The organism is Pseudomonas sp. AC070 (assembly GCF_979258635.1).
This window is the reverse complement of record NZ_OZ409871.1, coordinates 607,743-630,015: the sequence shown is the minus strand read 5'-3', so window position 1 is coordinate 630,015 and position 22,273 is coordinate 607,743. Positions and strand designations below refer to the sequence as shown.

At 62.7% G+C, this 22,273-nt stretch carries 23 protein-coding genes and 1 pseudogene; 7 read left to right on the top strand and 17 right to left on the bottom strand.

The window, feature by feature from the left end; all coding sequences use genetic code 11:
- Position 1: 1 nt before the first annotated feature.
- Genes rlmH through ACZZ0Q_RS02660 form a run of 4 tightly spaced genes read right to left on the bottom strand, consistent with a single transcriptional unit; the run spans position 2 to position 2,822 of the window.
- The gene (rlmH, locus tag ACZZ0Q_RS02675; protein ID WP_122493246.1) at positions 2-469 is read right to left on the bottom strand and encodes a 23S rRNA (pseudouridine(1915)-N(3))-methyltransferase RlmH; all 468 of its coding nucleotides are present in this window, start codon (positions 467-469) and stop codon (positions 2-4) included.
- A 9-nt stretch (positions 470-478) separates the two neighbouring features.
- Complete coding sequence (gene rsfS, locus ACZZ0Q_RS02670; protein ID WP_122450763.1) at positions 479-859, bottom strand: ribosome silencing factor; 381 nt, start codon at positions 857-859, stop codon at positions 479-481.
- 35 nt (positions 860-894) lie between these two features.
- Complete coding sequence (gene nadD / locus ACZZ0Q_RS02665) at positions 895-1,539, bottom strand: nicotinate-nucleotide adenylyltransferase (RefSeq protein ID WP_463384760.1); 645 nt, start codon at positions 1,537-1,539, stop codon at positions 895-897.
- Positions 1,540-1,556: 17 nt separating this feature from the next.
- Positions 1,557-2,822, bottom strand: a complete 1,266-nt coding sequence (locus tag ACZZ0Q_RS02660; RefSeq protein ID WP_463540176.1) for a glutamate-5-semialdehyde dehydrogenase — start codon at positions 2,820-2,822, stop codon at positions 1,557-1,559.
- A 294-nt stretch (positions 2,823-3,116) separates the two neighbouring features.
- On the opposite strand from ACZZ0Q_RS02660, the gene ACZZ0Q_RS02655 reads away from it, so the two are divergent.
- Positions 3,117-4,346, top strand: a complete 1,230-nt coding sequence (locus ACZZ0Q_RS02655) for an alpha/beta fold hydrolase (protein WP_463540177.1) — start codon at positions 3,117-3,119, stop codon at positions 4,344-4,346.
- Between the two features lie 134 nt (positions 4,347-4,480).
- Here the strand turns inward: ACZZ0Q_RS02655 and ACZZ0Q_RS02650 are convergent, their stop codons facing one another.
- Complete coding sequence (locus tag ACZZ0Q_RS02650) at positions 4,481-5,320, bottom strand: class I SAM-dependent methyltransferase (protein ID WP_463540178.1); 840 nt, start codon at positions 5,318-5,320, stop codon at positions 4,481-4,483.
- Positions 5,321-5,383: 63 nt separating this feature from the next.
- On the opposite strand from ACZZ0Q_RS02650, the gene ACZZ0Q_RS02645 reads away from it, so the two are divergent.
- On the top strand, positions 5,384-6,121 hold the full coding sequence (locus ACZZ0Q_RS02645) for a DNA-3-methyladenine glycosylase (RefSeq protein ID WP_463540179.1): 738 nt from the start codon (positions 5,384-5,386) through the stop codon (positions 6,119-6,121).
- Entirely contained in the window at positions 6,118-7,449 is a 1,332-nt protein-coding gene (locus ACZZ0Q_RS02640) for a bifunctional DedA family/phosphatase PAP2 family protein (protein WP_463560263.1), read from the top strand. The genes ACZZ0Q_RS02645 and ACZZ0Q_RS02640 overlap by 4 nt, the downstream gene beginning before the upstream one ends.
- A 75-nt stretch (positions 7,450-7,524) precedes the next feature.
- On the opposite strand, the gene ACZZ0Q_RS02635 is transcribed toward ACZZ0Q_RS02640, so the two are convergent.
- Genes ACZZ0Q_RS02635 through ACZZ0Q_RS02625 form a run of 3 tightly spaced genes read right to left on the bottom strand, consistent with a single transcriptional unit; the run spans position 7,525 to position 9,241 of the window.
- Positions 7,525-8,112 (bottom strand): LON peptidase substrate-binding domain-containing protein, encoded by a 588-nt coding sequence (locus tag ACZZ0Q_RS02635; RefSeq protein WP_463540180.1) that lies wholly within the window; start codon positions 8,110-8,112, stop codon positions 7,525-7,527.
- A gap of 54 nt (positions 8,113-8,166) precedes the next feature.
- Entirely contained in the window at positions 8,167-8,880 is a 714-nt protein-coding gene (locus ACZZ0Q_RS02630) for an LrgB family protein (protein WP_463540181.1), read from the bottom strand.
- Entirely contained in the window at positions 8,873-9,241 is a 369-nt protein-coding gene (locus ACZZ0Q_RS02625; RefSeq protein WP_122493255.1) for a CidA/LrgA family protein, read from the bottom strand. The genes ACZZ0Q_RS02630 and ACZZ0Q_RS02625 overlap by 8 nt, the downstream gene beginning before the upstream one ends.
- A gap of 223 nt (positions 9,242-9,464) precedes the next feature.
- On the opposite strand from ACZZ0Q_RS02625, the gene ACZZ0Q_RS02620 reads away from it, so the two are divergent.
- The 4 genes from ACZZ0Q_RS02620 to ACZZ0Q_RS02605 all read left to right on the top strand — a co-directional run bounded on the left by ACZZ0Q_RS02620 (position 9,465) and on the right by ACZZ0Q_RS02605 (position 12,917).
- A complete protein-coding gene (locus tag ACZZ0Q_RS02620; protein ID WP_122450688.1) occupies positions 9,465-9,920 on the top strand; it encodes a MaoC family dehydratase in 456 nt (151 codons plus the stop codon).
- A gap of 199 nt (positions 9,921-10,119) precedes the next feature.
- Positions 10,120-11,841, top strand: coding sequence for a C13 family peptidase (locus tag ACZZ0Q_RS02615; RefSeq protein ID WP_463540182.1), 1,722 nt, complete (start codon positions 10,120-10,122; stop codon positions 11,839-11,841).
- Between the two features lie 36 nt (positions 11,842-11,877).
- The gene (locus tag ACZZ0Q_RS02610) at positions 11,878-12,519 is read left to right on the top strand and encodes an oxidoreductase (RefSeq protein ID WP_122493257.1); all 642 of its coding nucleotides are present in this window, start codon (positions 11,878-11,880) and stop codon (positions 12,517-12,519) included.
- A 77-nt stretch (positions 12,520-12,596) separates the two neighbouring features.
- On the top strand, positions 12,597-12,917 hold the full coding sequence (locus ACZZ0Q_RS02605; RefSeq protein WP_463540183.1) for a DUF5629 family protein: 321 nt from the start codon (positions 12,597-12,599) through the stop codon (positions 12,915-12,917).
- Between the two features lie 1,121 nt (positions 12,918-14,038).
- Here ACZZ0Q_RS02605 and ACZZ0Q_RS02600 read toward each other — a convergent pair.
- The 9 genes and pseudogenes from ACZZ0Q_RS02600 to ACZZ0Q_RS02560 all read right to left on the bottom strand — a co-directional run bounded on the left by ACZZ0Q_RS02600 (position 14,039) and on the right by ACZZ0Q_RS02560 (position 22,018).
- Positions 14,039-14,335: a YceK/YidQ family lipoprotein gene (locus ACZZ0Q_RS02600; RefSeq protein WP_463540184.1), complete on the bottom strand. Its 297-nt coding sequence runs from the start codon at positions 14,333-14,335 to the stop codon at positions 14,039-14,041.
- Positions 14,328-14,957 (bottom strand): flavin prenyltransferase UbiX, encoded by a 630-nt coding sequence (ubiX, locus tag ACZZ0Q_RS02595; RefSeq protein WP_122493391.1) that lies wholly within the window; start codon positions 14,955-14,957, stop codon positions 14,328-14,330. The genes ACZZ0Q_RS02600 and ubiX overlap by 8 nt, the downstream gene beginning before the upstream one ends.
- A gap of 7 nt (positions 14,958-14,964) precedes the next feature.
- The gene (gene mpl / locus ACZZ0Q_RS02590) at positions 14,965-16,317 is read right to left on the bottom strand and encodes a UDP-N-acetylmuramate:L-alanyl-gamma-D-glutamyl-meso-diaminopimelate ligase (protein WP_463540185.1); all 1,353 of its coding nucleotides are present in this window, start codon (positions 16,315-16,317) and stop codon (positions 14,965-14,967) included.
- A gap of 125 nt (positions 16,318-16,442) precedes the next feature.
- Positions 16,443-17,171: a methyl-accepting chemotaxis protein gene (locus tag ACZZ0Q_RS02585; protein ID WP_463560996.1), complete on the bottom strand. Its 729-nt coding sequence runs from the start codon at positions 17,169-17,171 to the stop codon at positions 16,443-16,445.
- Between the two features lie 135 nt (positions 17,172-17,306).
- Positions 17,307-18,329: pseudogene (locus tag ACZZ0Q_RS02580) on the bottom strand (PDC sensor domain-containing protein); the annotation flags it as partial.
- Between the two features lie 210 nt (positions 18,330-18,539).
- The gene (locus ACZZ0Q_RS02575; protein ID WP_463540186.1) at positions 18,540-19,163 is read right to left on the bottom strand and encodes an ABC-type transport auxiliary lipoprotein family protein; all 624 of its coding nucleotides are present in this window, start codon (positions 19,161-19,163) and stop codon (positions 18,540-18,542) included.
- Positions 19,160-20,098, bottom strand: coding sequence for an MlaD family protein (locus tag ACZZ0Q_RS02570; protein ID WP_463540187.1), 939 nt, complete (start codon positions 20,096-20,098; stop codon positions 19,160-19,162). Before ACZZ0Q_RS02570 ends, ACZZ0Q_RS02575 begins: the two co-directional genes overlap by 4 nt.
- A 1-nt stretch (position 20,099) precedes the next feature.
- On the bottom strand, positions 20,100-20,894 hold the full coding sequence (locus tag ACZZ0Q_RS02565) for an ATP-binding cassette domain-containing protein (RefSeq protein ID WP_241000539.1): 795 nt from the start codon (positions 20,892-20,894) through the stop codon (positions 20,100-20,102).
- Positions 20,891-22,018, bottom strand: coding sequence for an MlaE family ABC transporter permease (locus tag ACZZ0Q_RS02560; RefSeq protein WP_463540188.1), 1,128 nt, complete (start codon positions 22,016-22,018; stop codon positions 20,891-20,893). Before ACZZ0Q_RS02560 ends, ACZZ0Q_RS02565 begins: the two co-directional genes overlap by 4 nt.
- Between the last annotated feature and the right edge of the window lie 255 nt (positions 22,019-22,273).

The following is a 22,273-nucleotide window of genomic DNA, read 5'->3' as shown; positions in this document are numbered from 1 at the left end:
TTTATTTGTGATAAGGGTGCCCGGACAACACGGTCCAGGCGCGATAAATCTGTTCACCGAGCAGAATGCGCACCAGCGGATGCGGCAAGGTCAGCGGCGACAACGACCAACGTTGCTCACTGCGGGCCTGCACTTCAGGCGCCAGGCCTTCCGGGCCGCCGACCATCAAGTTGATGGTGCGCGCATCCAGGCGCCAACGCTCCAGCTCCGCCGCCAACTGCTCAGTGCTCCACGGTTTACCCGTGACCTCCAGCGTGACGATCTTTTCCCCCGGTTGCACCTTGGCCAGCATGGCCTCGCCTTCCTGACGGATCAGGCGCGCCACGTCGGCATTCTTGCCACGGGTGTTCAGAGGAATTTCCACCAGTTCAAGCGGCAGCTCGGCAGGCAGACGCTTGGCATATTCCTGCCAACCGTCTTCCACCCAGCGCGGCATGCGCGAACCGACAGCGATCAGTCGTATACGCAAGGGGTGCCCTTACTCGCCGTCGCTGTTGAACTGTTCCGCGCTGTTCTGGTTCTGCGCACGGCTTTGCTCAGCGCCCTGCCACAGGCGTTCCAGGTCGTAGAACTGGCGCGCGGTTGGCAGCATCACGTGGACGACGATGTCGCCCAAATCGAGCAGTGCCCATTCGCCGGTGTCCAGGCCTTCGCTGCCCAAGGGGCGAACGCCCTTTTCCTTGACCTTTTCCAGCACGTTGTCGACCAGGGACTTCACGTGACGGTTGGAGGTACCGCTGGCGATCACCATGAAATCGGTGATGCTGGTTTTGCCGCGAACATCGATGGTGGTGATGTCTTGGGCTTTGATGTCTTCAAGGGCGGCGACGGCCAATTTGACCAGGTCTTCGCTCGGCATTACGGGCTTGCTCATAGTTAACTCGTTTCTCGTGTCTAGTTCTGCGCGCGGTACAGTCCGTGCGCATTGATGTAGGCCAGCACCGCGTCGGGCACCAGAAAACGCACCGACTTTCCGCTGGCCAGCAGATTCCGGATCTGGGTGGCAGACACCGCAAGCGGGGTCTGCCAGATAAAAGCAATCTGGCCGCCAGGACCGCTCATGGTCAGCGGGTCGCTGACACTGCGGGCTGCCAGAACATCACGCAGCGCTTGCGGCGCTTCGCTGTCGGCATCCGGGCGTTGCAACACCAGGATGTGACAGTGGTCCAGCAATTCTTCCCAACGATGCCAGGTCGGCAGGCCGCAAAACGCGTCCCACCCCAGCAGTAAAAACAGTTGATCCTCAACCGCCAGTTCAGCGCGCAACGACTCCAGCGTTTCGATGCTGTAAGAGGGCCGATCGCGCTTGAGTTCGCGGTCGTCCACCGTCAGCAACGGCACGCCGGCAACGGCCTGCTCGACCATAGCCAAGCGGTCCGGCGCCGACACTTGCGGGGCGTCGCGGTGTGGCGGGCGCGCGTTGGGAATCAAGCGCAGCTCGTCCAACCCCATGAACTCCGCCACTTCCAGGGCGCTGCGCAAATGGCCGACGTGCACCGGATTGAACGTGCCGCCGAGCACGCCAATGCGTTTGCCCACCGCTGTTGGTTCAGTGTTCAAGTACGGATGTGACCGTCGCCGAACACCACGTACTTCTCGCTGGTCAGCCCTTCCAGACCAACCGGGCCACGGGCGTGCAGCTTGTCGGTGCTGATACCGATTTCTGCGCCCAGGCCGTATTCGAAGCCATCGGCGAAACGCGTCGAGGCGTTGATCATCACCGAGGCGGAATCCACTTCAGTGATAAAGCGCCGGCCCGTGGTGAAGTTCTCGGTAACGATGGAATCGGTGTGCTGCGAGCCGTAGGTGTTGATGTGCTCGATGGCCTCGTCGAGGCTGTCGACGATACGAATCGACAAAATCGGCGCGGTGTATTCGGTGCGCCAATCTTCTTCGGTGGCTTCCAGCACATCGCTACCCAGCAACGCGCGAGTGCGCGGGCAACCGCGCAGCTCGACTTTTTTGTCGCGATAAATAGCCGCCAGCGGCGGCAACACGCGCTCAGCGATAGCGGCGTGCACCAGCAAGGTTTCCATGGTGTTGCACGGCGCGTAGCGCTGGGTTTTGGCGTTGTCGGCAATGCGGATGGCTTTGTCGATATCGGCCGCCGCGTCGATAAACACGTGGCAGATGCCGTCCAGGTGTTTGATCACCGGCACTTTGGCATCGCGGCTGATGCGCTCGATCAGGCTTTTGCCGCCGCGCGGCACGATCACATCGACGTACTCGGGCATGGTGATCAGCGCGCCAACGGCGGCGCGGTCAGTGGTTTCCACCACTTGCACCGCAGCGGCCGGCAAACCGGCTTCGGCCAGGCCTTGCTGAATGCAGGCGGCGATGGCGCGGTTGGAATTAATCGCTTCCGAGCCGCCACGCAAAATGGTGGCGTTGCCCGACTTCAGGCACAGGCTGGCGGCGTCGATGGTCACGTTTGGGCGCGACTCATAAATGATGCCGATCACACCCAACGGCACACGCATTTTGCCGACCTGAATGCCGGAAGGCAGGTAACGCATGTCGCGGATTTCGCCGATGGGGTCTGGCAGCGTGGCGACCTGACGCAAGCCTTCGATCATCTCGTCGATGCGCGCAGGGGTCAGGGCCAGGCGGTCCAGCAAGGCGGGTTCAAGGTTGTTGGCGCGGCCGTTGGCGAGGTCTTGCTCGTTGGCGGCGGTGAGTTCGGCGCGGGCTGCATCCAGGGCGGCGGCGGCGGCGTGCAGGGCACGGTTCTTCTGCGCGGTACTGGCGCGGGCGACCACACGGGAGGCTTCACGGGCAGTGCGACCCAGGCGGGTCATGTAGTCGAGCACGGACTCAGTCATGTCGAGGCGGTCTGGCAGTCGGGAAAGCGGCTGATTATAGCGGCGCGGCGGGCCTACGCCCAGCGGCGTCTGGCGGGTGGTAAACAGCGCGTTACAACTCAGCCGCCGGTAACACTGGCAAGCACAGCGCGCGCGCCTTGCCGCGAGACGGTGACACTTGCCCCGCCAGCGGCCCGTTGCTCCCCCCGAAGGTTAGGTAAACAAACGGGGCGCAGATGTCTACCGTGCAGTCATAGCCAATTGCCCACCGCCAGGGACGGGCACCATAACAATGACAGTGAAGGGAGACGCGCCATGCGCTATCGCACCGACTACAGTCCGGCGCTGTTGGTAGAGCCCAGCCCGTATGTGCAACTGGGGCAGTGGCGCGTGCAGTACCAAGCTTATTCCACCCGCGCCGACGACCCACGAAGCCCGGTGCTGTTGCTAGGCGGCGCGTTCCAATGCTTCCGCTCGTTTGCCAGCGAAGTGGACGAACTGCTCATCGATCACCCGGTGATTCTGCTCGACCTGCCCAGCCAGGGCGGCAATCTGCAGTTGGCGCCTGAACTGAGCCTGGAAGCGCTCGCCGACCTGATCGCCGCCTTCGCCGACGAACTCAACGTGCCTCCACTGATGCCCATCGGCTTGTCCTACGGTTCGGCGTTGGCGGCGCTGTTTGCGGCCCGCCATCCGCAGCGCTGCGCACGCCTGCTGCTGGCCGGCATCACTGCCTTTGGCCGCCGAGGCGCGCGGGTATTACTGGAAGAAAGCCTGGCGCTGTTGGCCGAGGGGCGCTGCGCCGAGTTTGCCCACGGCGCCGTCACTGGCCTGCTCAACCCTACTCGCAGCCAGGAAACCGGCGTAGCGCCGGTGTTTCGCAAAGCCCTGCTGCGCCAGTTGCAACGCTTGTCGGCGACTGAAATCGAGCGCTACCGGCAAAACAGCCAGCGCCTACTGGCCTTTTCCGGTTTCCACCAACATCCCCTTTGCCCGACCCTCGTATTGGCCGGCGAATACGACCACTTCACCCAGCCGTGGGAACACACCGTATTCGCCAGCGCCTGCGCCGAGGCCCAGTGCGCGCTGATTCACAACGCCGACCACCTTGCCCAATTTGAACAACGCAACGCCTGCGCCAGTTTGTACAACCCGTTCCTGCGCGGCGAGCCGCTGCCTTTGATCAGCCCCGGCAGCACGCACCTGCCGCGCAGCCAATGGCAGCAACTGGAAAAACGTCACGAACCGCGCCAACCGCCGCTGCATAACCGCGCGCGGTTGCTGCATCCGGTGATAGGTGAACTGAATGTCGACGTGAACGAACTCGGATTTTTTGGCGGGCTCTTACAGGGCGACTTGCCAACCCTAATGCCGCAACGCGGCTGGCAACTGCAGATGGTTGATATGCCCGCCATGGCGATTCTGCCCGTGCGAAGCAGCAGCGCGGAATTGGCCTGGGTGTTTGCCCATACCGATGCGGCAGGGAGTGCGGCGCTGGCCGAACGGGTGAGGCAAGGGGCGATGCCTACGGTTGCCTGCGCCTAAAGAGCGCCGTAACGCCGCCCTCTCCCCCGGCCCCTCTCCCGCAAGCGGGCGAGGGGTGACGTTTCCTTTCGAGCGACTCGATCAGCCCCCTCGCCCGCCTGCGGGAGAGGGTTGGGGAGAGGGGCCGTTGATTTTCACACCGATGCCTCAATCACCCGCACCAACGTCGCCTGCGTCACCGGCGGCAAGCCTTGGCTGTGCAGCGCCGGGTCGAGCACCTCGGTGTGTCTAAACCCGCAACGCCCAAACGCTTCGATAATCTCCCCGGCATTGCTGTAGTGCAGCGGGTAATTGCCCCGCGTCAGCCGCCCAATAATCCCCACGCCCCAGCGCAGCTGGCGGTAGCGCGGGTGTTCTTTAAGGTCGGGGTATAGGTCGGTGAGGTAGATGCCGTGCGGAAAACTTTTTAACTGCGCCGCCAGCGCCGTCCAGAACCCTTCAATCACCGGGCGCTCAAAATAGTTCACCAGTCCCTCGGTGATCACCACCACCGGCTCGGACCGATCCAGCCCGGCGAACAAGGCTTCCAGGCTTTGCTCGGCCAAAATATCCACCGAGCGCACCTGATGGCGGCCATTGAGCCAGCCCTCGCTGTGCAGCAGCAGGCGTTTACGCACGGCCATGCCCGGCAGATCAGCTTCCAGATAACGCAACTCGGGGTAGCGCTGACAAAAACGCCGACCGCGCGGCGACAGCCCGCAGGCAATTTCCACCACCTGGCGCACGCCCCGCTCTTCGATGGCGGCGGTGAGCCGAGCGTCCAGCAGAAGGTGCCGCTGCAACAAAAGGTGCTCGATATCCAACCCAAAGCCCACCCGCGCGCCCCAGGCAATTGGGCTCAGCAACCCGTGCACCCAGCGGCCAAACGGCGTGGCAAAAGCAGCGTCACTGAGTTGGTGGCGGTACCAGACGTAGCCGGTGTAATGGGCGCTGGGGCTGATGTGGGCACTGTCGGCGCGGCTGCGGTCGGGCATGGCCAAAGCTCTTATTGTTATGATCGCCCGAGCCTAAGCCTTGTCCCAGTGTGATGACAGCCCATGCCGAGTGATCCCACCCTTAGTTTGCCCAACGCCCAACACCCCAACTGGCCAGAAGGCCGCGCCCTGCCCGACTGTTTTTTCGACCGCGACGCCCAATTGCTGGCCCAGTCCTTATTGGGCAAGGTGATCCGCCACCGCGTCGGCGACTTGTGGCTCGCCGCGCGCATCATCGAAACCGAGGCGTACTACTTCGCCGAAAAAGGCAGCCACTCTTCCTTGGGCTACACGGAAAAACGCCGGGCACTGTTCCTCGATGGCGGACACATTTATATGTACTACGCGCGCGGCGGCGACTCGCTGAACTTCAGCGCCCACGGGCCGGGCAACGCGGTGCTGGTCAAGTCGGCGTTTCCTTATACCGATGCCCACAGCGGCCCCGAATGCCTTGAGCGCATGCAGCAAAACAACCCCGACAGCCAGGGCCAGCCGCGCTCGTTGGAAAAACTCTGTAACGGTCAGACCCTGCTGTGTCGCGCCCTCGGCCTTAAAGTGCCGGCCTGGGATGGCAAACGCTTCGACCCCGAACGGTTTTTTGTCGAAGATGTCGGCTACGCCCCCGAGCAGATTATTCAAACCACCCGCCTGGGCATTCCCCTGGGCCGCGATGAACATTTGCTCTACCGCTTTGTCGATGCTGCTTACGCCCGCCACTGCACGCGCAACCCACTGCGCCGTGGGCAACTGGAAAATCAGGATTTCTACTACATGATCTCGCAACAGGACCTTGCCCCATGACGGAGTGGCTCAACCAACTCACCGGCTGGCTCAGCGCCAACCCTCAATGGCTGGGCATCGCCATTTTTGTCGTGGCCTGCGTGGAGTGCCTGGCGATTGCCGGCATCATCGTGCCCGGCACGGTGCTGCTGTTCGCCATTGCCGTGCTGGCCGGCAGCGGCGCCCTGACCCTCGGCGAAACGCTGCTGTTGGGTTACACGGGCGGCCTGCTGGGCGATGCCATTTCCTATGCGCTGGGCCGGCGTTTTCACCAAAACATCCGCAACCTGCCGGGCCTGCGCACCCATCCCGAATGGCTGGCCAGCGCCGAAAGTTACTTCCAGCGTTATGGCGTCGCGAGTCTGTTGGTTGGCCGCTATATCGGTCCGCTGCGCCCGATGTTGCCGATGGTGGCCGGCATGCTCGACATGCCGCTGCCGCGCTTTATCATCGTCAGCCTGATTGCCGCGGCCGGCTGGTCGATTGCCTATTTGATGCCCGGCTGGGCCACTGGCGCCGCCATGCGCTTGCCGTTGCCGGAGGGCTTCTGGGGACAAGCCGCCGTGGTGGCGGCCGCGCTGGCAGTGTTCATCGGCGTCAGCCTGCAAGGCGCGCTGCGCCAACAACACCGCGCGACCGCCTGGATGGCCGGCATGGGCTTTGTGCTGCTGATCGCCATGCTGATCGGCTACCCGCGCCTGGGTCAGCTCGACCAGGGCTTGATGGCGCTGGTGCAAGAACAGCGGCAACCGGCGATGGACAGCATCATCACCATCATCACGCGCCTGGGCGACTTCCGCACCCAGCTCACCGTCGGCATCATGCTCTGCGTCATGCTGCTGGTGGCGCGCCAATACCGCAGCTTTTTCTTCGCCACCGGCACGATGCTGGGCTGCGCCATCGCCAACCATTTCCTGAAACTGTTCTTTGGCCGCGCCCGCCCGGAAATTCTGCTGGAGCCGCTTCACAGTTTCAGCATGCCCAGCGGCCATAGCTCGGGGGCGTTCGCTTTTTTCCTGACGCTGGCGGTGCTCGCCGGCCGTGGTCAGCCGGTGCGAATGCGCCTGACGTGGCTACTGCTGGCAGTAATTCCGGCGCTGGCGATTGCCTTGTCGCGGGTGTATTTGGGAGTGCATTGGCCGACCGACATCATCGCCGGCGCGCTGCTCGCCGCCACGGCGTGCGCGGTCAGCCTGACCTGCTCGCAGTGGCGTCAGCCATTGCCGGCCATGTCGCCGCGCGTGTGGTGGTTGGTATTGCCGGCGTGCCTGGCCGTGCTGGCCGCCCATGCCAGTTGGGCGCTGCCGCATGCACTGGAGCAGTATCGGTATGCGCCGATAGTGCCGTGAAAAAATCGCGGCTAAAGCCGCTCCCACAGTCCAACGCAAGTCTGTAGGAGCGGCTTCAGCCGCGATGCTTTTGGGCTAGGCGGTCATTTCGCCCTGCAACTCATCCAGCATCCCCTGAATGGCATCGAGCCGTTCCAGCGGATCATCGATCGCCAGCAGTTGCAGCTTTTGCTCGACATCGAACGGCAGCAGATACGCCAGCTGATACCCCAAGTTCTGCTGCCCCGTCGCCTCATTGCCCATGCCCAGTTCCGACACCATCGGGTGCTGCGCCAGCGCTTGCAGCAGCGCGGCCAGGTCGGCGTGTTCGGGTAGCAGCGGGAAGTCTGCAGCCTCGTCGGCCCAGGTCACTTCAGCGGTGGTCAGTTGGTCGCGTTGCACGTGTGAGCGTTGCACATGGAAGCGCCGGGCGCCTTCCACGCGAATGCCGAGCAAGCCGTTGGGTTGTTGTTTCCAGTCGCGAATCACCGCTTCGCAGCCGACCTGGGCGAAGCTGTCTGCCGCCTCGCCCACTTCGCGGCCTTCCAGAATGCACACCACGCCGAAGCCTTCGTTGCGTTTCATGCAGGCGCTGATCATGTCCAGATAACGGGCTTCGAAAATTTGCAGGTCGAGCACGCTGCCGGGGAACAGCACCACATTGAGGGGAAACAACGGCACCATCTTTCTCGCTCCTGATTCACTCGTAGGGCTGTGACAACGATTGCGCCGGGACGATCAGCTGAAAAGCGCCACCGCCAGCGGCAGCGCCACGGCGGTGCCAACGCCCATCAGGCTCATGGCCAGCGCGGCGAAGGCGCCACACTCTTCGCCTTCTTGAAGCGCGCGCGAGGTGCCGACGGCGTGGGCGGTCATGCCCATGGCCAAGCCTTGCGCCGCCGGGTGGCGAACACCCATGCGGCGCAGCAGTTCAGGCCCGAGGATGGCGCCAATCACGCCGGTGATCAGAACGAACACCGCCGCCAGCGCGGCAATGCCGCCAATCTGGTCAGCCACCAGCATGGCGATCGGCGAGGTCACCGATTTGGGCGCCATGCTCATCAGCATCATATGGTCGGCGCCAAACCACCACGCCAACAACACGCCCATGCCGGTAGCCACCACGCCGCCGATCAACAACGTCAGCAAGGTGGGCCAGAACAGTTGGCGAATCCGTTTGAGGTTAAGGAACAGCGGCACCGCCAGGGCGACGGTGGCCGGGCCGAGGAAAATTGTCAGGGCTTTGGCGCTGTCTTTGTACTCGTCGTAGCTCAGGCCACAGGCCACCAGCACGGCGATTACGGCAAGCATCGAGACCAGCACCGGCTGCAGGAAAAACCAGCGGGTTTTCTCGTAGGCGGCCAGCGCTAATTGGTAAGCGGCCAGGGTCACGCCGACGCCAAACAAGGGGTGATGGATGAGCGCCTGCCAGGCGCCGGCAACATCAAACATCGCGCTCACCTCGCTTGCGCTGCTGGCGGTCGATTAGCTTTTGCATCATCCACCCAGCGAATAGCATCGACAGCAGCACCGACAACACCAACGAGCCGCCCACCGCCCAGAAGTCGGCGGCAATCGCCTTGGCGTAAACCATCACGCCCACGGCCGCCGGCACCAGCAACAAGGGCAGATAACGCAGCAAACTCGACGAGGCCACCGAGATCGACTCGTCCACCTCGCCCTGCCAGATCAGGTAACCGAGCAGCAGCACCAGCCCAATGATCGGGCCCGGCAGCATGTGCAAGAACAGCACGTTCAAGACCGTGCCAAGCAGTTGGAAAACCACCAACCAAGTCAGGCCACGTAACAGCATGGAGTTCTCCAATCCAGACCCGAAGGGGGCAGCGCCGGGGTAAAAAAATCGCGTCGGGCATTATAAGCACGCTAAGCAAAACGCCCCAACCAGCCCGTCGCGCCGGCTGTATGGGCTGTTATTCGCCGCAGCGATGCAGGGTTGACCGCCTTCACCTCGCGTGATGATCTACGGGGCATGGACGTTTCAACAAAAACAAAACCCGTCTCCTCAAGGAGGACATATGCCATTGGTACCCGTCGCTGAACTGAAATCCTACATCGGCAAAGAACTTGGCCATTCCGAGTGGCTGACGATTGACCAGGAACGCATCAACCAATTCGCCGAGTGCACGGGCGACCATCAATTCATTCACGTCGACCCGGAAAAAGCCGCCAAGACCCCGTTCGGCAGCACCATCGCCCACGGCTTTTTGTCGCTGTCGCTGATTCCGGTGCTGATGGAAAAAATCGCCCTCGCGCCGGAAGGTCTGAAGATGGCGGTTAACTATGGCTTGGACAGCGTGCGTTTTATCCAGCCGGTGAAAGTGAATTCGCGCGTGCGTGTGTCGGCCAGCGTGATCGACATCACCGAGAAAAATCCGGGCCAGTGGCTGCTCAAAGCCAAGTGCACCCTGGAAATCGAAGGCCAGGCCAAGCCGGCGTATATCGCTGAGTCGCTGAGTTTGTACTTCGTCTGATTCTGGACGGCGTGGAAAAACAGGGCGCTTCGGCGCCCTGTTTTTTTGTCGAAGAGCATCGCGGCTCAAGCCGCTCCCACAGGGTGTGCAATAACTGTGGGAGCGGCTGGGCGGCATTCCGATTAGCCGCGATGCTTCTTCGTCCGCACACTTGCGGCATACTCCGCCCAAATCTCGATCCAACACGGACGTTTCCCCCATGCGCCACCTCTCCCTCATCGCCCTGGCCCTGCTGCTAACTGCCTGCGGCAAAAGCGAACCGCTGACCCCGCCCAACGCCGTACTCCCCGACGGCGGCCGTTATCGCGGCGAGGTCGTCGAGGGTTTGCTGCAAGGCAAAGGCCGGATCGATTACCCCAACGGCAGTTGGTACGAAGGCACGTTCAAAGACGGCCTGATGGATGGCGAAGGCGAACTGCACCACTCGGACGGCACTCATTACAAAGGCGGTTTCGCCAATGGCGACTTCGCCGGGCAAGGCACGCTGACGTACAGCGAAGGCAGCAGCTACACCGGCGCTTTCAAGGCAGGCAAACAAGACGGCGTCGGCACGCTGACCATCAAAGGTGGCGACCGCTACCAGGGCGAGTTCAAAAACGATCAGTACCACGGCATCGGCAAGTTACAGCGCGCCGATGGCAGCGCCTTTGAAGGCAGCTTTAAAAAAGGCGAGCCGGAAGGCTTCGGCACCACCACCGATGAACACGGCAACCAGCTCAGCGGCACCTTCAAAAAGGGCGTGCTAACTGGCGAAGGCACGTACAAGGGCGAGGACGGCGCCACGTATGTCGGGGGTTACAAAGATTCGAATTTGCAGGGCAAAGGCCGCTATGAAACGGCTGACGGTGACGTGTGGCTCGGCCAGTTCAGCCAGGGCAGTCTGACCGGCAAAGGGCAGGTGCAACGTGCCGATGGCAGTCGTTACGAGGGCGAGTTCAAATACTGGCGCTACCACGGCGAAGGCTCGTTGACCCTGGCCGACGGCAGTCGCTATCAGGGCCTTTTCGCCCGTGGCAAATACGAGGGTGCCGGCACGCTCACCCTGGCTGACGGCACGGTGCAGAACGGCACCTGGAAGAACGGCAAGCTGGCCCGCGATGCGCAAGGCAATGCCCTGCCCGATCAGCTGGAAGTCGGCCTGTTGCAACAAGGCAAGCTGCTAGACCAGGCCTTGGCCGCCATTCCGGCCTCCACGCCAGCCGTCGAGCTGTACACGCTGACCCTGGCTGGCGACGGCGAGCAAAGCGTGTTCCTGCGCGAGGCCGACTACGTCAGCAACCTGCTGCGCGAGCGCTTCGGCGCCTATGGCCAGATCACGTTGGTCAATCACCGCGACCATATGCTCGACCGCCCACTGGCCACCCGCGAAAACCTGCGCCGCGCGGTAAAAACCCTGGCCGAACGATCGGGGGCCGAAGACGTGGTGTTCATCTACCTTACCAGTCACGGCTCCAGCGACCACCAGCTCAGCCTGGTGCAGCCGGGTCTGCAACTGGCGAATATGCCGGCCCAGGAACTGGCGGAACTGCTCGTGCCATTAAAGAGTCATTACAAAGTGGTCGTCGTTTCGGCGTGTTATTCGGGTGGCTTCATCCCGCAAATTAAGGATGACAAAACCCTGGTAATGGCCGCCGCGCGCAGTGACAGAACCTCATTCGGCTGCTCCGATGAGGCCGACTTCACCTACTTCGGCCGTGCCTTGTTTGCCGAAGCACTGAGCAGCACCGACGACCTGGAAAGGGCCTTCGAGCAAGCCAAGGCCAGCGTGGCCAAACGCGAGCTGGAAGATGAGTTCGAACCGTCGGAGCCGCAACTCTGGGCGCCCAAAGGGGTACTCAGCCAATGGCGCACGTTGCGCGCTGGTCAGGCCAAACACGCCCTGGCCAACAGCGCAGCAGGCAACCCCGACGGCAGCAACTAGACTTGAAGTTGTTGGATTCCAGGAGGGAGTAGAACCATGTATTTGACCCCACAGAACATCCTGCTGACCGGCGCCACCGGCCTGACCGGCGAACACTTGCTCGACCGTCTGCTCAGCGAGCCCACGGTGCAACGCGTGCTCGCCCCGACCCGTCGAGCGCTCGCCGAACACACCCACCTGGACAACCCCCAAGGCGACCTGCTGACGCTGCTGCCCATGCTCGCCGGCAAACAAGACATCGCCTTCTGCTGCCTGGGCACCACGATCAAACAGGCCGGCTCGCAGGAAGCGTTTCGCGCGGTGGATTACGACATGGTGCTGGCCGTCAGCCAGCGCGCCCGCGACCTCGGCGCCCGGCATTTCCTGCTGATCAGTGCGATGGGCGCGAACCCGAAATCGTCGGTGTTCTACAACCGCGTGAAGGGTGAAGTGGAACAAGCCCTGATCGCGCAGAACTGGCCGCAGCTGACCATCGCTCGGCCCTCGCTGTTAATTGGCGACCGCCTGGAACCACGTCTTGGCGAACGCCTGTTGGCGCCGATCATGCGCTGGGTGCCAGGCAAATACCGCGGCATTCCGGCCTGCACCCTGGCCCGCGCGCTGTGGCGCCTGGCATTGGAAGAAGGTGAAGGCGTGCGCATTGTTGAATCGGACGAATTGCGGCGTCTGGGCCGCTGACCGCTGCCTATCGCGCATTGTTTAACGCACATCGAGCGGCCACTATGGCCGCTCTTTTTTACCGCTCGAGATTGGCCATGACCACCACTTTGCTCTCCGTGCTGCAAACCGCCGACATGCTGGAAATCAACGGCCTGTACGCCTGGCAATTCGAACTGCACAGCGACCCGGCCCACCCCGGCCCGGCGTTGCGCATCGAATGCATGGACGGCCGCGAACTGCGCAAATGGCAATTCAACCTGGAGCAGATCGCCGCCGCCCAACACAACGTCGCCAGCGACACCTGGGCCATCAGCGATGGCAAAGCCAGCCATGAAATCAAAGCACTGGCCGGCATCAACGCCGACAACGCCGATGCGGCGGATGACATGCCGGATGATGATGTGGCTGAGTTGTGAAAAATGCATCGAGGCTAGTCGGAATGCCGCCCCAACCGCTCCTCCAGCGGATTGAGGTCTCCTTCAGCTGAGGCGCCACCTTCGATAGCCCGGGTCCCCGCGTTCGCGAGGACGACGGAGGTTTATCGGTTATCCCCGTCGTCCTCGCGAACGCAGGGACCCAGAGTCGCAAGGCGAGCACCCATCACAACCCGCCGCTCACCCCAAGACTGAACCCCGATGTGGCTGAGTTGTGAAACAAGCATCGCGGCTAATGGGAATGCCGCCCAACCGCTCATGAAGCGGATTGGGGCTTCCCTCAGCAGAGGCGCCACCTTCGGCAGCCTGGGTCCCCGCGTTCGCGAGGACGACGGAGGTTTATGGGTTATCCCCGTCGTCCTCGCGAACGCGGGGCCCAGAATCGCAAGGCAAGCACCCATCACAACCCGCCGCTCACCCGAGACTGAACCCCCGATGTGGCTGAGTTGTGAGCAAGCGTCGCGGCTAATCGGAATGCCACCCAACCGCTCATACAGTGGGTTGAGGTCTTCTTCAGGAGAAGCGCCACCTTCGGCAGCCTGGGTCCCCGCGTTCGCGAGGACGACTGAGGTTTATGGGTTATCCCCGTCGTCCTCGCGAACGCGGGGACCCAGAGTCGCAAGGCGAGCACCCATCACAACCCGCCGCTCACCCCGAGACTGAACCCCGATGTGGCTGAGTTGTGAAACAAGCGTCGCGGCTAATGGGAATGCCGCCCAACCGCTCATACAGCGGATTGGGGTCTCCTTTAGCAGAGGCGCCACCTTCGGCAGCCTGGATCCCCGCGTTCGCGAGGACGACGGAGGTTTATGGGTTATCCCCGTCGTCCTCGCGAACGCGGGGACCCAGAATCGCAAGGCGAGCACCCATCACAACCCGCCGCTCCCCCCAAGACTGAACCCCGATGTGGCTGAGTTGTGAAACAAGCGTCGCGGCTAGTCGGAATGCCGCCCAACCGCTCATACAGCGGATTGGGCCTCCTTCAGCAGAGGCGCCACCTTCGGTAGCCTGGGTCCCCGCGTTCGCGAGGACGACGCAGGTTTGTGGATTATCCCCGTCGTCCTCGCGAACGCGGGGACCCAGAATCGCAAGGCGAGCATCCATCACAACCCGCCGCTCACCCCGAGGCTGAACCCCAACGCCGCTGCCAGCGACAACGGCAGCAGCACCGTGTCGAGCAACGCGCTTGCGGGTAAATCGAGCCCGGCGTATTTCGGCGCTTCGGCGCCAAAGCGGTCGAGCGGACAGCAGCCGCCGTTCAAGGTGTACCAATCCAGTCGCGTGCCGGCATACACCACGGGCGCACCCGGCTTGGCGGCGTTCAAGGTGCGGGTGGTGGCGCAGCCGAACAACTGGGCGGCGAGCAGCACCAGCAGCACGCTCCGGGCGGTTTTATTCATCGCTGCTCAGGTGATGCTCGCCCCAGCGCGGCAGCATGTCTTGGGGAATGCCGAGCACATTGAGGATGCGCGCGACCACGAAGTCGATCAGGTCGTCGATGGTTTGCGGCTGGTGATAGAAGCCCGGTGCGGCGGGCAGAATCACCGCGCCCATGTTGGACAGCTTGAGCATGTTTTCCAGGTGGATGCTGGAAAACGGCGCCTCACGCGGCACCAGAATCAATTGGCGGCGTTCTTTCAGCGCCACGTCGGCAGCGCGTTCGATCAGGTTGTTGCAGGCACCCGTGGCAATTGCCGACAACGTGCCAGTCGAACACGGCACCACCACCATCGCCCCCGGTGCGCCAGAGCCCGAGGCCACGGGCGCCATCCAGTCTTCCTTGCCGTACACGCGAATCTGCCCTGGGGCGGCGCCGGTGTATTCGCTGAGAAAGGCCTGCATCATTTTTGACTTGGCCGGCAGGCTGACGTCGGTTTCGGTGGCCATCACCAGTTGCGCCGCTTTGGAAATCAGAAAGTGCACCTCGCGCTCCTCCTGCACCAGGCAGTCGAGCAGGCGCAGTCCGTATTGCGCGCCGGAGGCGCCGGTCATGGCCAGGGTGACGCGTTCAGGTCCGTTCATCATGGCCTCAGCCCTCCAAAGCCGCCGCGAGTTTGCCGTGCAGGCCACCGAAACCGCCGTTGCTCATCACTACCACTTGTGTGCCCGGCGTGGCCTGGGCTTTGACGGCGGCGATGATGGCTTCCAGCGAGTCGCATACTTGTGAGGGCACGGTGCAACTGGCGGTGGTGGCGGCCAGGTCCCAGCCAAGATTCGGCGGTGCGAACCAGTACACCTGATCGGCCTGGGTCACGGAGTCCGGCAAGCCGTCGCGGTGGGCGCCGAGTTTCATGGAGTTGGAGCGCGGCTCGATGATGGCGATGATTTTTGCCGAACCCACACGTTTACGCAGGCCATCCAAGGTTGTGGCAATGGCGGTCGGGTGGTGGGCGAAGTCGTCGTAGATGGTCACGCCGTTCACCTCAGCGACCTTCTCCATCCGCCGCTTGACGTTCTTGAACGCACTCAGCGCTTCCACGCCCTGTGCCGGTACCACGCCGACATGACGCGCCGCGGCCAGGCACACCAGGGCGTTGGCGACGTTGTGCTGACCGGTCAGCGGCCAATCGACCACGCCTTGCGCCACGCCTTCGAAGCTCACTTCAAAGCGCGAGCCGTCTTCGCTGAGCAGCTTGGCTTGCCACTGCGCGCCGTCGCCGGTGGTTTGTACGGGGGTCCAGCAACCCATGTCGATGACACGTTTAAGCGCGGTTTCGGCGGCCGGGTAAATGACCAGGCCTTCGCTCGGAATGGTGCGCACTAGGTGGTGGAACTGGCGCTCGATGGCGGCCAGGTCCGGGAAGATATCGGCGTGGTCAAATTCGAGGTTATTGAGGATGGCGGTGCGCGGACGGTAGTGAACGAACTTGGAGCGTTTGTCGAAAAACGCGCTGTCGTATTCGTCCGCCTCGACCACGAAGAACGGCGTGCCGCCCAGGCGTGCCGACACCGCGAAGTTCTGCGGCACGCCGCCAATCAAAAAGCCCGGGCTCATGCCGGCGTGTTCCAGCACCCACGCCAGCATGCTGCTGGTGGTGGTTTTGCCGTGGGTGCCGGCCACGGCCAACACCCAGCGGCCTTGCAGCACATGGTCGGCCAGCCACTGCGGGCCAGACACATACGGCAGGCCTTTATTCAGCACATATTCCACGGCCGGGTTGCCGCGCGACAGGGCGTTGCCCACCACCACCAAGTCAGGCGCCGGGTCGAGATGGGAAGGGTCGTAGCCCTGCATCAGTTCAATGCCCTGAGCTTGAAGTTGGGTGCTCATGGGCGGGTACACGTTGGCGTCGGAACCGGTCACCCGGTGGCCAAGCTCCTTGGCCAGAACGGCCAGCGAGCCCATGAAAGTGCCGCAAATACCCAGAACATGAATGTGCATAACCAACCCCCGGAGAACAGGCGGGCAGGTTACCGCAGGCGTTGGGGATGAACCAGAGAGGTTTGCCTGCGCCCTCTTCCATCACCCGCACGGGCACTGGAAGAGGGGCGCAACGGCAGACGTATTTACAGGCGGAAGCTGCCCATCTGTTTGCCGAGGTCGTCAGCCAGACCGAGCAGGGTTTTGCAGTCCTGGCGGCAGACTTGCACTTCATCCGAGGTGGCGTGGGCCAGGTCGGCGATGCCCTGCACGTTGCGGTTGATTTCCTCGGTCACCGACGACTGCTCCTCGGTCGCGGCCGCCACTTGGGTGTTCATGTCGCTGATGCGCTCGATTTGCGCCGTGATCGAACCCAGCGACTCGCCCGTGCGCTGGCTCGACTGCACGCCATTACCGGTCGCAGCCTGGCCAGCCTGCATGGAGCTGACCGCCGCCTGCGCCCCGGTTTTCAAGCGTTGAATCATTTGCTGAATCTCGCCGGTCGACGCTTGGGTGCGACTTGCCAGGGTTCGCACTTCGTCGGCTACCACGGCAAAGCCACGGCCCATTTCGCCGGCCCGTGCGGCCTCAATCGCCGCGTTCAACGCGAGCAGGTTGGTTTGTTCGGAAATGCCGCGAATCACCGACAGCACTTGGTCAATCGACGCCACTTCGTTGGCCAACTCGCCGACGGCGCCGGACGCCTCACCGATGTCATCGGACATTTGCTCGATCTGCTTGATCGAGCCGCCCACCACTTGCCGCGCTTGCATGGCTTCGTCGCGAGCGCTTTGCGAGGTGCTGGCAGCATTGCTGGCGTTGCGGGCGATCTCCTGAACGGTGAGGCCCATCTCGTGCACGGCGGTGGCGACCATGTCGGTCATTTCCTGCTGCTGCCCGGCGCGGCCAGCGGTGTTTTCCACCACGGTGGCCACTTGATCGACAGCGGTGCGCAGCTTGACGCTGGTGCCGAGCACGGCGCTGATCAAGTCGCGCTGGCTGGCGATAAAGCGGTTGAAACCTCGGGCCAGATCGCCCAACTCGTCCTGGCGCGTTTCATTTAGGCGACGCGTGAGGTCACCGCCGCCGCCACCGATTTCCACCAGGGCATCGGTCACCTGTTTGATCGGACGCACCAGCCCACGGGCCAGCAGCACCACCAGTCCCAAGGAGAACAGCGCCACCGCAAGACCGATCAGGCTGCTGGTGATCAGCGCCTGGTTGGCGTCGGCGTAGATTTCCGCCTCGGGCACTTCACTGACCAGTAGCCAGCCCAGGGTTTTCAGGGGCTGCGCCACGGCCAGATAAGCCTCGCCGTCGCGCTCGAAGTGCACAGCCTTGCCGCTGTCGACCAGCAACTTTCGGGCGGCATCGCTACCCAGCAGGTCGCTGAGTTGGCGGGTGTCGTTAAATTCGGCCTGTGGGTGAATCTTTACTTTGCCGTCGGCGCTAACCAGAAAGATTCGCCCGGTTTTGCCAAAGTGAAAGTTGCGCACCAGATCGGACATGGCCTGCAAACCGTAGCCCAGCCCGGCCAAGCCAAGGGTTTTGCCATTGGCGGTGATGCGTTGGTTGATAAACAGCGTGGGCTGGTTGGTGGTTTTGTCGGTGTCGATCTGCACCACGCGGTTCTCGCTGCCATCGACAAAGCTGTAGAACCAGCCGTTTTCGGCGGGTCCACGCGTAAGGGTGCGATCCAATTTGGTTTCGGTGAGGTAATGGCCGCTGTCTGCCGCCACGATAAAAGTAGTCAACGCCTTCTGTTGGCGCTGCACGCCGCGCAGGTAGCGCATAAAGGCGTCTTGCTGCGTGGGGTCTTCGCCGTTGGCCAGCCACTCTTGAACCATGCTGTTTTCAGCAATGCTCAGGGCGGCGGTGAGAGGTTCGGTGAGAATCCGTTCCAGGTCATTGCCAATGGCGGTCACGCTGGCCGGCAGGGCCTGCTCGACCAACGCCTTCTCCGCAAGGCGGTTAACCACGGCGGCATAAATGCCGACAACAATCAGAATGCTCGCCAGCAGAGCGGCGCCCATGCTGAGGATTAATTGCCACTGAATACTGCGTTGCCAGAGGCGCATGGGCGGTTACCTGTATGAGCTTGGTGGGAGATCGAAGGCAGATTGTATACAAAGCGACTGACTTTTCGGTCAGCAAATTTCATTGTTATGACTACACGCTTTGTTCTTATCGACCGCCGCTATTAGTAGCTTTAGCTCCTAATCGGCTCTCCCGCTTACCGCTCGTCAGGGTTTTCGCTTCGCCTCGCCCTGGGCCACGGTCCAGGGCACCAATTGGGCGCTCAAGGCATTGCTGGCCTGACCAAAGGCACGCACCACGTCAGCCACTTGCGCACTGTTCGCCGGCTGCTGCACATCGAAGCGCCGTGCGGCGAGAATTTTACGGCTGGCGCTGTCCACCAGTTGCACGTCCAGGCGCACCACCACCGCCACTTGGCCGTCGTGATACTCGGCCTGGAACGCACGCAGGTCGCTGCTCAACACCACATCGGCCTGGAGCTGCGCGTCGTCGCTGCTCACTTGCTGAACGCGACCGTCGGCCTGGAAGCCATCAAGCAGTCGATTGCGCAGCAGCACCGGGCCGGTGTCGCCCCAGCGCGCGCCCTGGTAATTGCTGATCACACTGCCCTGCGGGACCACCGCGATGCGCGGGCTGTCGAGCACCATGGTCGCCTGCGGTTTGGCCACGCGCAGCGACCAACTCACCGGCGCGCCCGCGCTAACAGCCGACACCGGCGCAGCAGGCAGTTGGTAAATGGTGCTTGGCTCGGTTTTCGGCAGAATCGAACACGCCGACAACAGGCTCAACAGCCCGAGCATTACTAACGGGCGATGGGCGCGCGGGGTCATGGTTGGAACTCCTTGTTCTTCTCGCCGCCGAGCAGGTAGCCGGCCGGGTCTTCCTGCAGGCGACGGGTAATCGCGCGCAGGCTGCTGAGGGTTTCGCGCAGCTCGCCCACTGCCGGGCCAATGGCGCTCAGGCCCTGGGCGCCGGCATTCAGCGAGTCGCGGTTTTCGTTGAGCAGGTTCTCGATGCTTTGGCTGGCGCGGTCCAACGCCGCCATGGCGTCGCGGGCACTGTTAAGCGCTTCCTTGCCTTGCTGATCGAGCAGGTTGTTGGCGGTGGCCATCACCTTGCTGCTTTGCTCCAGCGTCACGCTGGCTTGGCGCGAGGCTGCGGCCAGTTGTTTGACGATGGCGCGCATGTCTTCGCGCTCATCGGCAATGGCGCCAGTGGCTTGCTCAAGGTGATCAAGGGTGCGGCTGACCCGCGCCACGTTGTCGGGCGACACCAATGCGTTGGCGCTGGCGGCCAGCTTGTTGATGTTGGTCAGCAGGTCTTCACCACTGGCCAGCAGCGCCGTGATCGGCGAGCGGTCGGCGACAATCACCGGCACCTTGCCGGTCTTGCTCACCAGTAATGGGCTTTGCGGCGAGCCGCTGTGCATCTGGATAAACGAACCCCCAGTAATGCCCACCAGCGACAGCTTGGCGTGGGTGTCTTGCTTGACCGGCGTATCCGCCGCAACGCGAATGCGCGCGCGGACTTTACGCGGGTCTTTGGGATCGAGTTTCAAGGCGATCACTTCGCCCACTTTGATACCGCTGTACTGCACGGTGCTGCCGGGCGACAGACCGTTCACGGCCTCATAAAAGACGATGTCATACAGAGCGAACTCGCGGTCGGCCGTGGACTTGGCCAGCCACAGGCCGAACAGCAGCGCGGCGCCGACGGCAATTACCGTGAACAAGCCGATCAGCACGTGATGGGCGCGGGTTTCCATATCAGTTGTTCTCCGTTAAACGGGCGCTAGCTTGCAGCGCGGCACGGCCACGGGGGCCATGAAAGTAATCGTGAACCCAAGCGTCTGGCGTGGCCGCCACGGTGGTCAGGTCGCCGGCCACCAGCACACGTTTCTGCGACAGCACCGCCACCCGATCGCAGATGGTGTACAGCGTGTCGAGGTCGTGGGTGACCAGAAACACCGTCAGGCCAAGGGCATCACGCAGGGTCAGAATCAGTTGATCAAACGCCGCCGCACTGATCGGGTCGAGGCCGGCCGTGGGCTCGTCGAGAAACACGATTTCCGGGTCGAGCGCCAAGGCGCGGGCCAGGGCGGCGCGCTTAACCATGCCGCCAGAGAGCGAATCCGGGTACTTGTAGGCCGCCGTTTCCGGCAAGCCGGCCAGAGCCAGTTTCACCACGGCCAGGTTTTCCGCTTCATCGCGGCTAAGGCCGGCGTGTTCGATCAGCGGCAGGGCAATGTTTTCCAACACCGTGAGCGATGAAAACAGCGCGCCGGACTGAAACAACACGCCAAAGCGGCGCTCCACCTGGGAGCGTTTTTCCGGCGACAAACTCAGCAAGTTTTCGCCAAACACTTTTACGCTGCCCGCCGTGGGCCGTTGCAGGCCGACGATGGAGCGCAGCAGCACCGATTTGCCGGTTCCCGAACCGCCGACAATGCCGAGAATTTCACCGCGCATGACGTCCAGGTCCAGGTGCTCGTGCACCACCTGCGCGCCAAAGGCGTTGGTGAGGTCGCGAACCTCAATCAGGGCGCTCGCTTGTGCACTCACCAGCCCATCTCCATAAAGAACATCGCCGCCACCGCATCCAGCAGAATCACCACAAAAATCGACTGCACCACCGCCGAGGTCGTGTGCTCACCCACCGACTGCGCGCTGCCGCTGACCTTGAAGCCTTCGAGACAACCAATCACGGCAATCAGAAACGCAAACACCGGCGCCTTGCTCAAGCCCACCAGCAGGTGCTGCACCTCGATGCCTTGGAGGATGGTCAGGTACATGGTCGGCGAAATATTCAGCACCAACAGGCACACCACAGCGCCGCCGAGAATGCCCGAGAGCATGGCCAGAAACGTCAGAATCGGCAGCGACACCAGCAGCGCCAGCACGCGTGGCAGCACCAGCAACTCAATCGGGTTGAGGCCCAGGGTGCGAATGGCGTCGACCTCTTCGTTGGCCTTCATCGAGCCGATTTGCGCGGTAAACGCACTGGCCGTGCGACCGGCCATGAGAATGGCAGTGAGCAACACGCCGAACTCGCGCAAAAAGGCGAAGGCCACCAGGTTGACCGTATAAATAGTGGCGCCGAAATTGGCCAGCACCGTGGCGCCGAGAAATGCCACCACCGCCCCGACCATAAACGTCAGCAGCACCACAATAGGCACCGCATCCAGACCGGTTTGCTCGATATTGGAAACCAGCGACGTCACCCGCCACCGGCGCGGCGCGAACAGCCCGCGCAGCAGGGTTTCCAGCACCAGGCCGATAAACCCGAGCAGCGCCGCCACGCGCTCCCACAAACTCGCGACAAAGCCGCCGATATGCGCGAGCACATCGGCCAGACCGGCACGGGGTTTGGGTTTTTCTGGCTGGCAATACGTGCGCAGCGCAGCGCCCACGGAATTGAGCAGCGCTTGGCGCGCGGGAGTCAGCGACGCGTCGCTGGCGGCCAGATCAATCAGCCGCTCTGCGCCGAGCAAGTCGGCCAACAGCGCCGCGCCGGAGGTGTCGAGCGCCTGCAAGTCAGCCAGGTGAACGGCGGTCGCACCCTCGAGCCGAGGGCGCATGGTCGCCACGTCGCGGGCCAGTTGGCTGTAATGGGGCAAGGTCCAGTCGCCGCTGATCCTCAGCTGCGCAGGCGATGCGGCGGTGTCTAACTGTAAGGCTGAAGTCATGTAAAACGGCTTACTCATCCTGGGTGGCCGGTAGCGTAGCAACGGCAGGTTACATCACGCGCGCGTTAAGGTGTTTCTTGCTCTTGCGGCTTGCTCTTGGCTTTGCGGAACGAGCTGGCTTGTCACGCGCTGGCCGGGTCCATCGTTTCCAGGATTCGCCAGCATGCTGGCTCCTACAACGGCAATACCGTACAAATGGAACCGCCAGACGCTGCGCTTGCCCAAGCTTAACGTCGTTGTTCATGCACCCCGAGG